Below are 13,434 nucleotides of genomic sequence, written 5' to 3' on the forward strand. Positions count from 1 at the left end.
AAATTAACCTGAACGCAGCCATATGTCAAAAATCAGCTGCATTTGTGTTAGAGTTTATTGGTATAATAACCCTTTATTATTTACTTATTTATTTTCAGAGGCTTAAAGCGCTTAAATGGCAGATATAACCCAACAACTTAATACGTTTTTAGTCGGAGGCGCAGTGCGTGACTCGCTGCTTAATCGAGCCGTTGTTGATAACGACTATGTCGTTGTCGGCTCAAGTGTTGACGAAATGCTTAAACTTGGCTTTATCCAAGTGGGAAAAGATTTCCCGGTATTTCTTCACCCCAAAAGTAAACAAGAATATGCGTTAGCGCGTACAGAGAAAAAAGCAGGCCAAGGCTATACTGGCTTTCACTGTAATGCCTCTGCTGATGTTACCCTTGAAGAAGATTTAATGCGCAGAGACTTAACCATTAACGCTATGGCAATGGCTACAGATGGTAAAATAGTTGATCCTTATCATGGCCAAGTTGACCTTAAAAACCGTGTACTGCGCCATGTTTCATCCGCATTTATTGAAGATCCTTTGCGCGTTTTAAGGGTTGCGCGATTTGCGGCGCGCTATCATCAATATGGCTTTACAGTCGCACCTGAAACACTTTCTTTGATGACACAACTGAGTGAAAGCAGTGAGTTAATGAGCCTATCAGGCGAGCGGATATGGCAAGAAATGGAACGAAGCTTAGCTGATAATAATCCTGAAATATTTTTTCAAGTGCTATATCAATGCCACGCATTAAAATCGCTCTGGCCTGATTTACATAACTTATGGGGCATACCCAACCCTGCTAAATGGCACCCTGAAATTTGCTCAGGTTTACACACCATGATGGTATTGAAACAAGCAGTATTATTATCAACAAAAACCACCGTAAGATTCGCTAGTGTTTGTCATGATTTAGGCAAGTCATTAACTGAAGATGAAACATTACCGTCACATCCGGGTCATGAAACTGCTGGGCTGCCACTAATTGAGGCATTCTGTACTCGTTTAAGAGTGCCAACAGCACATAAAAACTTAGCCTTAAAAGTTTGTCAGTTCCATTTGCATGTGCATAAAGCGTTTGAATTAAAGCCAAGCACTACGTTAAAGCTATTTGATCAACTCGACGTTTGGCGAAAACCAACAGAGTTTGAAGACTTTTTATTGTGTTGCCAAGCCGACTTTACTGGCAGATTAGGGTTTGAAACCCGTGATTATTTACAAAAAGACTATCTTTACCAAGCATTTGAAAAGTTAACGCTTATCACAGCTAAACCATTTGTTGAGCAAGGTTTGAAAGGACTACAAATAAAAGAAGCTATATCGCAGCAGAGACTTAAGGTTTTAACACACTTTAAAGCTAACTATATACAGCAGAATAGTATTACCTAATAAACCTTCTAGCAATACCAATTGAAATAAATAATCGATCATTTTAAGGCGGTTTAAATCGTCAATAACTGCGTTGTTTTCAATCACACACGCCCGCTATTACTCGACAATTGCTCCTGCATTGTTCTACTTACGGGCATCCATGCCCTAATCAATCAAACGCCTTGCCTGCAGGGATGCAGGTACTTATGTTTAGTCTGGAACAATAAACATGTGCCTGCAAGGGTGCAGGTACTTATGTTTAGTCTGGAACAATAAACATGTATTATTGAGCAATTTATCCTCGCTTAGAGTTGGTCAATAACTTATTACATTTGGTATAATTCACCTTAAATCTAACACTCGATAGGCTCGTTGCTTAATTTAATAAAATGTTAGGCATAAAAAAACCATATCAATTGATATGGTTTTTTAGCTTTAACTTACTTTAGATTAAAAGTTATAAGTTGCTTTTACGTAGTAGAAACCGCCGTTGTAATCAAACGGGCCACTTTCGTAATATTGAGCACCAAGTACACCGTAAGATTCTTCAGGTAACTTTTGCGCTTCTTGGTCGAAAAGGTTATTTGCACCAGCAGATAATGTAATGCTGTCATTTAAGAAGTAACTTACTTCTGCATCAACAGTAATTGCTGAATCAGCAATTTCATTCCAACAGCCAATTGCACATGTATCATCAGCATGCGTTGCAAAGTACTCACCAAAGTAATTCACACGTACAAAGCTCGTTACACTATCCCAAGTTTGAGAAATAGTAAAAGTTGCACGGTGGTCAGGCATACCTTCTTCTAAACGATGTACCTTACCTTCATCTGTTGTATTAGGGTTAAACTTATCAACAGTTGTTTCATTCCAGTTATAAGCTAATGATAACATGGTATCACCGTCTAACAACTCCATTGAGTAGTTTGCAACTATATCAACACCTTGAGTAGTTGTATCAAAGTCGTTCGCAAAGTATGTTACCGCAGAAATTAACTCTGGGTTAGCTACACCAAGCGCTTCAAGTTCAGCATAGTCATCAGATTCAACGTCAATTTGGCTAGACTGAGCTAAACGATCGGTTACTTCGATGTTGTAGTAATCAAGTGTGAAGAAGAAATCACCATTTTGATAAACCATACCACCAGCAAAACTGCGTGATTCTTCAGGTGTTAACTCTTTACCACCATAGAATGCAGAAAGTGGGTTAGTTGGTGGTGCAAGGAATGTTTGAATTAACTCACCCATCACTAGTGATGTTTGCGTATTTACAACATTTGCTTGTCCAACTGTTGGTGCTCTAAAACCAGTGCTGTGAGAGGCACGGAATGAAAACTCATCGTTAAGCGTATATTGTGCAGTTAACTTGTAGTTAGTTGTATTACCGAACGTTGTGAAGTCTTCATAACGTACTGCTGCGCCAAGTAAAAGATCTTCAGTTAACTGTGCTTCAACATCAACATATGCAGCAATATTGCGGCGATCGTTACGACCTTGAGTTTCAGGACCAAACCCTTTAAAACCATGTGAACCTATGTTAAAGCCTTGGTCAGCATATGCACCGGCTTCCCATGACGCTTTCTCGCCTGAAACAATTTCAAAGCTCTCTTCACGCCACTCAACACCAGTAGCAACATTGACTAGTTCTTCTAGGCCCATATCAAACCCTTTAACTAAATCAAAGTTAAAGGTTTTTTCCATTTGGATATAGCTACCCGTTTCAAAATCGACCGGTGTTTCTAAACCGAGTGACGGGTTTAAGGTGTTTTTCAAGTTAAATTTAGATTCGTTACGACCTACTGAACCGCTTAAATCAAAATACCAACCTTCAAGCATGCCACTGTTAATGTCACCCTTAGTACCAACCGTTAATGATGTATCAGTAATGTTGCCACCAAATTGAGGCGTGTAACCACCTGGGAATATTTGGTTCATTGAGAAACAGTTAGGATCTGCAACCATTGCTTGATATTCAGGAGTATTAAGCACGTTACCTACATTTGCAGGAACTACAGCACAAGTTCGGGCTGCACCTTGTGATTGTGCGATATCACCAACTAGTAATGTTTCGCCGCCATCAATAGAGTAAACATTGCCACGGTTATGTGGGTTACGGTAGTAAAAACCACCTGTTACATCACGCTCAGAGTAGTTACCGAACATGTAAAATTCTTTATCATCACCTAAGTCTAAGCCAACATTACCGAATAAAGTAATGTCATCTTTAACTTCAGGGTTACCCCAAATTTGTGCAGGATCTTGAATTGCTGTATTGCCGGCATCAGCAATACCTTGTGCATCCGGACGTTGAACACTTCGGCTAGTTGCATCAGCATCTTTTAATTGAAAGCTTAAATTAACAAAGCCATCTTTAGTAAAAGGTAAACCAATATTACCGTCGATAATAGTTTGATCACCATCACCTTCATAATATGAGCCATGCTTAACAGACATTGAACCGCCATCTGAATCATTTTTCAATACAAAGTTCATTACACCAGCAATAGCATCAGAACCGTACTGCGCTGCAGCACCGTCACGCAATACTTCGACTTGCTTGATTGCAACGCTTGGGATTACTGAAATATCAGGACCTTGAGCACCATCATTAATGCCACCACCTTGGAAAGCAATTACTGATGCACGGTGACGACGTTTACCATTTAAAAGTACTAAGGTTGAATCTGAAGGTAAACCACGTAAGTTTACTGGACGAATTAAAGATGCAGCATCACTAATAGGTTGCGCACGTGCATTCAACGACGGTATAGCACCAACTAACATATCTAGCATGTCACTTGACGCATTTTTACCTAACTCATCACCACCAATAATATCAATTGGTACTGGAGACTCTGCAACTGAACGAGGAGCAGAACGTGAACCGATAACGGCGATACGCTCTACGCTTTCTTTTTTAGCGGCTTCTTCTGCAAAACCTGCGGCAAAGCTAGGAGCAGTTCCTAATGCTAAGCCAACAGCTAAAGCTAATGTACCGGTACGAAATGTTGTAGACATGTTATTTCCTTCCTAAATATATGAATATGTTTTTTCTAGTTACTATTTTTATAGTTATATTTTTTCCATTAAATTAATTGCTGTACAACTATTTTATAAATACTAGTGCAACAATCTAAATGGCATGATTATTTATAAAATAGTTATAAGTGCTTTACAAGTAGTGTTTTTAAAGGATTTTTAACAAGGAGTGGATTAATAGAATTGAAATGTAAATGTAAACTATAGTTATGCAAAAGATGAATAGTATATGTAATCAAACTGTAACCTGCATTTAGCCTTAGTTGGAGAAAAGTATTCAAACAAACAAAGTGCGAAAATATTCGTATTAAACCTATCTTTAACTGTATATTTAATCATCAAAAATAAAATAAAAAAAATGTAAAAAAAGTTGAACTTTTTTGTGAATAGTGACTTACCTTAACGTCAAGTGCAGTAAAGTATAGGTGTACAAAGTTAATATCTTGTTAATATTGTTTTGATACTGTACGAAAGTCATATTAGAAAACTGTATAAAAATTATATTATGTGCATAAAAAAACTCCAACATTGTGGAGCTTTTAGTGGATTAACCTTAGTTGCCAATCAGCAAAAACCTTTTAATCGGCGGCTAAAATAGTCGCACTAACTTCACCAAAGCCAATACGAGCTGAGCCTGATTTTTTACACCAACCTTTCATAATTATTGCATCGCCATCTTCTAAAAAGGTACGTGTTTCGCCATTTGGTAAGGTAATAGGCTCTGAGCCTGCATTTGACAATTCAAGCATTGAACCCGCTTCTTCAGGATTCGGGCCCGATTGGGTTCCGCTACCAAACATATCGCCTGAACGAAGATTACAACCGTTAACCGTATGATGAGCGACCATTTGAGCCACTGTCCAATACGAGTCTTTAAAATTTGACTGCGACAACTGTACGGGTTTTTCGCCTGCCTTACGCATAGCTTGAGTTTCAATCAACACCTGTAAGTTTAAATCTAAAGAACCAAGATCTCTATTTTGCTGAGACTCTAGATAAGGCATAGGTTGTGGATCCGCTTCATCTCTTGTCCAAGCAGCACGAAAAGGTGCCAATGCTTCAGAAGTAACAATCCACGGAGAAACAGTCGAGGCAAAACTTTTTGATAAAAATGGTCCTAAAGGTTGGTATTCCCAACCTTGAATATCACGAGCAGACCAATCATTGAATAAACACATACCAAAGACATGGTCCTCAGCATTTTCGATACTAATTGGCGCACCTAAGTCATTACCATTACCAATAAATATACCCACTTCCATTTCATAATCTAAACGTTTACATGGACCAAATGAAGGCTCGGTCGCTGTCGGTGCTTTTGTTTGTCCTTTAGGACGTTTAAAATCACTACCCGATACTTCAATTGAAGACGAACGGCCATGATAGCCGATAGGAACCCATTTATAATTTGGCAGTAATGGGTTGTCTGGACGAAATTTTTTACCCACAGAAGTTGCATGATGAATTGAAGTATAAAAATCGGTGTAATCACCAATTTGACAAGGTAAAGCATATTCAACATCAGTTTGCGCTACTAAACAAGAAGCTAATTTGGCTTCATGCGCAGACCCTTGTGTTAACGAAAGTGATAAAGCTTGACGTAAAGCACTCCAAAAGCGTTTCCCCATCGACATAAAATCATTTAACTGTGCTAAACAACATTTTTCTAGCGCTAATTGAGCATCGCCTTCAAAGATATTAAGCTCGTATAACGCTTTTAAATCTACAACCTGATCACCAATAGCAACACCAGCACGCAGCGCTTCTTCACTATTTTTTCGTTTAAAACTCGCAAAAGGTAGGTTTTGAATGGGAAAGTCACAATTTTCAACATTAGCAGACTTTACCCAACTGCTTAAAGCTGGGTTATGCGTTTCATTCAGTAAATTGGTGTTAGACATGGGCTAAACAACTCCAGAAAATAGATAAAATACGTGTTTGCATTACACGTGATTGAATATGCAATGGGCAATATTATAACAAGCGATCGAATAAAGGCTATGCCAATAAAATTTACCTGAAAAACAAGTGTCAACAATATGTTGCAGGGCCAAGTTTACAACCATTATTTGCTTAATATAAATAAACTTCAGTTTAAATACTTTTAGCTCTGAGCAACATTTGTTAGAATGCCGGCGTTTTATCAACAGATGATAAACAAACACCGCCATATTCTATGGTGGAATATCTTTCAATCTATAGCTCCTGACTTACTATCAGGCTCGCTCAATGGGTCAATAAAAAATGAATAATATTACTGTCTGTGCATTATATAAATTTGTACGTTTAGAGAACTTCGAAGTAATTAAACCGCAATTACAAAAAATAATGGAAGATAACGCCGTAAAAGGCACATTACTTCTAGCGCTAGAAGGCATCAATGGCACTATAGCCGGAACACAAGCAGGTATAGATACAGTATTAGCCTTTATAAACAGCGATACACGTTTATCTGGCGTATCAACTAAATCTTCATTTCATCAAGAAAACCCTTTTCAACGTACAAAAGTTAAGTTGAAGAAAGAAATTGTCACCATGGGTGTTGAAGGTATTGACCCAACCCTAACTGTAGGTACCTATGTAAAACCTAAAGATTGGAATGCACTAATCTCTGATCCTGAAGTTTTATTAATAGATACCCGTAATGATTATGAAGTAGAAATTGGTACTTTTGAAAATGCGGTTAATCCAAACACCGAAACATTTAGAGAATTTCCAGATTATGTTGAAAAAAACCTAGATAAAAACAAGCACAAAAAAGTGGCGATGTTTTGTACTGGTGGCATTCGCTGCGAAAAATCTACAGCTTACCTGAAAGAACAAGGGTTTGACGAAGTTTACCACTTGGAAGGTGGCGTTTTAAAATACCTCGAAGAAGTACCTGAGCAAGAAACCATGTGGCAAGGTGAATGCTTTGTTTTTGACGCTAGAGTAGCTGTAAATCATAATTTAGAGCGTGGCAAATACGACCAATGTTTTGCTTGTCGTTATCCTATTACCGAAGAAGATAAAACCAGCGAACATTATATTCAAGGGGTAAGTTGTCCGCGTTGTTTTGACAAGTACACTGATGAACAAAAAAGTAGTTTTCAAGAACGTGAAAAACAAATTAACCTTGCTAAAGCACGTGGTGAAGAACATATTGGCGGTGACATAAAGCAAGTCATTGCTGAACGAAGAGCGACAAAGAGCGCGAATAAGCAAGCTCAGAAAAAATAACGATTCATCAAGGTTAGTATCGCGTAGTAATCAAATATAATACCTGCTTAATTAAGTGGGTATTTTTATTTCAAAGCCCATTAAAATATACAAGTTATAAACATTTCACTTAAAAACATTTCACTTAAAAACATTAGAATATAAAAAAACATCAATCATTATAATTGATGTTTTAAAGTACGATGTTTAAATTATGTTTAAAGGGCTTGCTTAAATTTTCGTGATACTAAACCCATAATACCTAATGCGAAAATGGCAAGTGTCGAAGGCTCAGGTACAGTAGCATCTGGTGGAAGTATTATTTCTTCGGTAAACCCTGTATAACGAACTTGTGATTGAGAATAGTTGTAAAAACCAAACTTACCTGAGTTAAAGCTCCCTGCTACATCAAATATATTTGTACCATCAATGCCTATTTTGATGTTATTGGATGTGAAGTCTAAACTAAAGTTATATACCGTATTATCTGCCCAACCTTTAGTAGAAGCATAGTCAGTTCCTAGTACTGTTATATCCGAACCAGTATGCCCCCAAAAGTCTACATCTGAACCACTAATTTGAGATAGTGTAAAACCCGCGAGAGCATTTGATTGGTTACCTTGCTTCCAATCAAACAGTAAAAAGTCATTACTATTGTTATAACCAAAGGCAAACCCTATGAAGTCATCATCGCCAGTTGTTTCCACCCCAAAAGTACCATCAAATTGAGTATTTATATAGTTTATATCGCTGAGGAAAAAAGTAGGGTTGCCATTGATTGTTTGTAAAACACTGGTCCCGCTACCATCTACTGTCCAATTTCCGCCAGATGTCGCTGTCCAAGTATTTAGATCTATTAAACCTGCATTGGCAAAACTACATATAGATAAAATTATGCTCGCAGATGCAATTTTAAAAGTTTTAATATTCATTGCTATTCCTTATCAACCTTAGTCATTAGAGAATTGAAAATAAAAATCTATCATTGAAATCAATACATAAATCATACCAAGTTAATAAAAACATATAATTTCAATAGTGTAGATATTTGCATCATTTAACTTTAACTAAAGTTGTAAAAAAATCTGACAATAAAAGATATCTAGTATCGCTACTGCACGAAAATACAATCAATTTTTTACTTTTTCGAGTTCAAAGTTAGGTCAATCGGGTCGGTTTAACTACTAAGATTAACCTAAAGTTAAGGTAAAAAACCTCGGCACCATGAGATAGTTATCCTTCTAATAATGAATTAAAGCCTACCTCTAGACATATACTTTATGACTTTCTTTTATATAGTAATAGAGACCAAATAATATTTATATAAAACATTAGTTAATGTCGAAGCTTTGTTTTCAAGATGGTGATATTTAGCGCCTCGACAGTGTTCACAGGTCAGTGACTTTGCTTATCGCTCTATTGAATATAAAAAAGAAATAAAATTGAAGTTGATATTTTATTCCTGTAGCTTTTTTGATCAGGTTTGAATGGGTAAACTAATGATTTTTCAACGTTAATAATATTTTTTGGAAGCACTGCACTAGGAATACTATTGATACTGCTAAATTATATTGTTAATAAGTTTCGAGGTTTTTTCTGTAGGAATAACTAAAAGTGAATATGGTGCCTTGACCCGGAATCGAACCAGGGACACGAGGATTTTCAATCCTCTGCTCTACCGACTGAGCTATCAAGGCACACTCTTCGCTGAAACAAACAAATATGTTAAAAGTTAATTTCGAAAGAGGCGACATAGTATCGAGATTTTAGCTCACTCGCAAGCCATTTTATTCGCTAAACTTAACTCGTGCTAATAATGTACTGAGTACGTTGAAAAAACCAACAAAAAGCATATTGCTCAGCACGTTTATAGATATTAAAAATAATCTTATCGCTATATTTATAAGTACTATCTTGCTACTTTTAACATCTAACAACCTTGCTAAGAATTAACCTTAAATAGCTTGCATAAAAAAGCCAGCATGATTGCTGGCTTAATTAAACCGTCACCCTATTTCAGGATGAGAGCTAAAGGCTTTATTAACTAAATATTGCTTTCATTATCCAGAAGAAAACAATGGAAAGACCAGCGCCTATAGGTAAAGTGATTACCCAAGAAATAACAATGTTACGCACTACGCCTAAGTTAATTGCAGCAATACCACGTGCCATCCCCACACCTAACACAGCACCAACTAACGTTTGTGTTGTAGAGATAGGCAGACCAGCACCTGAAGCAATTACAACAGTACATGCAGCAGCTAATTCAGCGGCAAAACCACGACTTGGTGTTAAGTGTGTAATGCCTTTACCAATCGTGGCAATAACGCGGTGTCCAAACAATGCTAAACCAGCAACAATACCAAAACCACCTAGTGGCAATATCCACCATACAAGGCTAGCTTTTTTCGCAATTTCACCACCGTTATCAACAATACTTACAACAGCAGCTAACGGCCCAATAGCATTAGCAACGTCATTTGAGCCATGCGCAAATGCCATACAACAAGCGGTAACAACCATTAATACAGCAAAAACTTTTTCTACGTTAGCGTAATGAGTTGTTTTATCGGCATTATCGTCAAACTTAACGCGTGTAACAAAATACTTACCAACAAGGGCAACTATAATAGCAACAATAATGGCGAGGTAATATCCACCAGCACCGGCTACTTCAAAGTTGTAGAAACCTACGTTAATATTGTCTAAACCTATATGCTTTAAACCTTTTTTGATGGTTACTAGCGACAATACAAAACCCGCTAAAAACATGTAGAAAGGTACGTAACGTTTAGCTTGCTCTAAAGGTTTGTCAGTATCAAATATTAACTTTTGAGCACTGTTAAAAATGATAAAAGCAATAACACCTGAAATTAATGGTGTAATAACCCAACTACCAACAATGCCACCTACTTTACCCCATGCCACTGTATCTGGGCTTATGCCGATAGCGGCGAAACCAATAATTGCACCAACAATAGAGTGAGTTGTTGAAACAGGCCAACCTAAGATAGAAGCCACTAATAACCATGTTGCTGCCGCTAACAAGGCTGAAATCATACCAAAAACAAGCAGTTCAGGAATGTCTACAAAGAGTGCGGGGTCAATAATACCTTTACGTATTGTTGATGTAACTTCGCCACCTGCTAAGTATGCACCAGCAAATTCAAAAATCATCGCGATGATTATTGCTTGTTTAATGGTTAATGCTTTTGAGCCAACTGATGTTCCCATTGCATTAGCAACATCATTAGCGCCTATGCCCCATGCCATAAAAAAACCTACGACAGCGGCGATCATGACTAACGTAGAGCCATGTGATAATAAAATTTCCATGAGTTAGCCCTATTTTCTAGCCAAAAGAATTTCTAAACGTGCGCCAACACGTTCGGCAAGATCAGCTAAGTCGCCAACCCAATCGATGATTTGATATAAAAACATTACATCTACGCAATTTAAATCTTTTTCAATATTTAAAAGATCTTTGCGAAGCTTAATTTGCATACCATCTGTTTCATCTTCAATTTCGTCAAGTTGACTGATCATTTTAGTGACTAGCTCAACTTCACGACCACGAAATCCAGTTTCTAGTAGGTCATCCAGTTCATTAATTGCGTCTGCAGCTTTTTCAGCAGCGTCGATGCTACGGGCAACATAAGCAATGAACTGTTCTTGTAATTCAGTAGGAATGGTTAATTTTCGGCCAAAGATACGTCCTGCAATATCTTTTGCGCGATTAGCAATTTTGTCTTGTTGAGATAGTAACTCTAGTAAATCAGCACGATCAACGGGCATAAACAAACCACCCGGAAGTTCTAAACGAATTTGACGTTTTAATTCATCGGCATCACGTTCTAATTTAGAGATTTTAGTACGCATTTTACCTGCGGCACTCCAATCTTCTTCAGTAACGGCTGCGAAGAAAGGTACAAGTTGACTACAACATTTGTGTACTATACGGATGTGTTTTTCTAACGGTTTAATTGGCGATTTTGCAAATATGCCAATGATTGAATTTCTGGCCATAATTAATTTCCAGGAGCTTATGCTCTTTATTTTTATTCGCCGCGGATATTAAAGCATTTGAAAATTAATTCAAAGGCTTTATAACAAGATAACGGCTGTTGATAGAATAATTAGTTATTATCAGTTCACATAAAAGTATATACCTTATTAGCCAAGTAAAAGCTAATAAGGTATATACTTTTATGTTTTTTTTAAGCTATTTTTAAGATAATGATTCGAAATCTTCGGCAGTTGTATGACGAACAGACTTACCTTTGACAAAATAAATAATGTACTCACAAATATTTTGACAGCGGTCACCAATGCGCTCTAATGCTCGAGCCGACCATATAACACTCATTATTTGAGGAATAGAGCGAGGATCTTCCATCATGTAGGTCATAAGTTGACGCATAAGCGCTTCGTATTCACGGTCAATTTTATCATCACTTTTATGCACTTTTACTGCGGCATCAAAATCCATACGTGTAAATGCGTCTAAAGTGGCTTGTAAAAAGGTTAAAACATGTCGACCTAAATTATCTAAATTTGACAATAAATCTTTGTGCTTCCCTGAAAAGCTTTCTAAAGTAACATTAGCAATTTTTCCAGCTTCGTCACCTATACGTTCGAGATCAGTAATGGTTTTTACAATGGCCATAACTAAACGTAAATCGCCCGCTGCAGGCTGACGTTTGGCAATAATACGCGTACATTCATCATCAATACTGACTTCTGCATTATTAATAAGATAGTCGTTACTTAAGACTTTTTTTGCTAATTCTTCATCTGCGTCACACACTGAAGTTAGTGCCTCGGCTAATTGCTTTTCAACTAACCCCCCCATGTGCATAACATGATTAATAATACGTTCTAAATCTTCGTTAAACTGGCCAGAAATATGGCGGCCAACATTTAATTTATCCACGGTAAAACCCTCTGCTTATCGCCTGTTTTATCTAACTAAGTAAGTTAATCAACTAACTGATTAACTTAACCATAACGGCCAGTAATATAATCTTCTGTTTTCTTCTTTGTTGGCGTGGTGAATAAGGTATTAGTGTCACTATATTCTATTAAGTCACCCATATACATAAACGCCGTTTGATCAGATACACGTGCAGCTTGTTGCATATTATGAGTAACAATAACCACGGTAAATTGTTTCTTTAAGTCATTAATCAACTCTTCTATGGTCAATGTTGAAATAGGATCCAATGCTGAAGTAGGTTCATCTAGTAACAGTACTTCAGGTTTAATCGCTATCGCTCGTGCAATAACTAAACGCTGTTGCTGACCACCAGAAAGCCCTAAAGCGCTTTCGTGTAACCTGTCTTTTACTTCATTCCATAATGCAGCACTGCGTAATGCGTTTTCAACGGCTTCGTCTAATACTCGGCGGTTGTTCTCGCCAGTAATACGAAGGCCATAAACTACATTTTCATAAATTGATTTAGGAAAAGGGTTTGGGCGTTGAAACACCATACCCACTTTACGACGTAATGCGGCTACATCTGTATGGCGATCATAAATGTTTTCACCATGAAGATTTATTTGGCCGGTAATTTTACAAATATCAACCAGATCATTCATCCGGTTAATACAGCGCAACAATGTTGATTTACCACAACCACTTGGTCCGATAAACGCCGTAACTTGGCCCTTAGGGATCGACATTGAAATATTTTGCAATGCCTGTTTGTTACCATAATATAAATCTAGATTCTTAATCTCTAACGCGACTTGCTCTGGCGAAAGATTATTAAGATCAAGTTTAACATTTTGATCTGATAAAGTTTTTGGCGTAACTGAAATCATAGTGTTCTCTT

Annotated in this window: 9 protein-coding genes and 1 tRNA gene; 2 read left to right on the forward strand and 8 right to left on the reverse strand. The window is 37.3% G+C overall.

All coding sequences use genetic code 11. The features are described 5' to 3' along the window. The first annotated feature begins 115 nt into the window (after positions 1-115). The gene (locus AC27H3_RS00890) at positions 116-1,381 is read left to right on the forward strand and encodes a multifunctional CCA addition/repair protein (protein WP_487102961.1); all 1,266 of its coding nucleotides are present in this window, start codon (positions 116-118) and stop codon (positions 1,379-1,381) included. Positions 1,382-1,813: 432 nt separating this feature from the next. Here AC27H3_RS00890 and AC27H3_RS00895 read toward each other — a convergent pair whose 3' ends face one another. Both AC27H3_RS00895 and fahA read right to left on the reverse strand, forming a co-directional pair. Beyond that, a complete protein-coding gene (locus AC27H3_RS00895; protein ID WP_487102962.1) occupies positions 1,814-4,381 on the reverse strand; it encodes a TonB-dependent receptor plug domain-containing protein in 2,568 nt (855 codons plus the stop codon). A 599-nt stretch (positions 4,382-4,980) separates the two neighbouring features. Next, entirely contained in the window at positions 4,981-6,303 is a 1,323-nt protein-coding gene (gene fahA, locus AC27H3_RS00900; protein WP_487102963.1) for a fumarylacetoacetase, read from the reverse strand. Positions 6,304-6,646: 343 nt separating this feature from the next. On the opposite strand from fahA, the gene trhO reads away from it, so the two are divergent. Further along, positions 6,647-7,621, forward strand: a complete 975-nt coding sequence (gene trhO / locus AC27H3_RS00905; RefSeq protein WP_487102964.1) for an oxygen-dependent tRNA uridine(34) hydroxylase TrhO — start codon at positions 6,647-6,649, stop codon at positions 7,619-7,621. Between the two features lie 197 nt (positions 7,622-7,818). Here trhO and AC27H3_RS00910 read toward each other — a convergent pair whose 3' ends face one another. The 6 genes from AC27H3_RS00910 to pstB form a co-directional block, all read right to left on the reverse strand. Beyond that, positions 7,819-8,532, reverse strand: a complete 714-nt coding sequence (locus AC27H3_RS00910) for a PEP-CTERM sorting domain-containing protein (RefSeq protein WP_487102965.1) — start codon at positions 8,530-8,532, stop codon at positions 7,819-7,821. A gap of 689 nt (positions 8,533-9,221) precedes the next feature. After that, positions 9,222-9,297 (reverse strand) — tRNA-Phe (locus AC27H3_RS00915). 343 nt (positions 9,298-9,640) lie between these two features. Beyond that, positions 9,641-10,936, reverse strand: coding sequence for an inorganic phosphate transporter (locus tag AC27H3_RS00920; RefSeq protein ID WP_487102966.1), 1,296 nt, complete (start codon positions 10,934-10,936; stop codon positions 9,641-9,643). 9 nt (positions 10,937-10,945) lie between these two features. Continuing rightward, on the reverse strand, positions 10,946-11,626 hold the full coding sequence (locus tag AC27H3_RS00925) for a TIGR00153 family protein (RefSeq protein WP_085304032.1): 681 nt from the start codon (positions 11,624-11,626) through the stop codon (positions 10,946-10,948). 202 nt (positions 11,627-11,828) lie between these two features. Continuing rightward, entirely contained in the window at positions 11,829-12,533 is a 705-nt protein-coding gene (gene phoU, locus AC27H3_RS00930) for a phosphate signaling complex protein PhoU (protein WP_487102967.1), read from the reverse strand. Positions 12,534-12,598: 65 nt separating this feature from the next. Further along, positions 12,599-13,423 (reverse strand): phosphate ABC transporter ATP-binding protein PstB, encoded by an 825-nt coding sequence (gene pstB, locus AC27H3_RS00935; protein WP_487102968.1) that lies wholly within the window; start codon positions 13,421-13,423, stop codon positions 12,599-12,601. Positions 13,424-13,434 lie beyond the last annotated feature (11 nt).

This window comes from Colwellia sp. NW0002-52-1, from assembly GCF_057550865.1.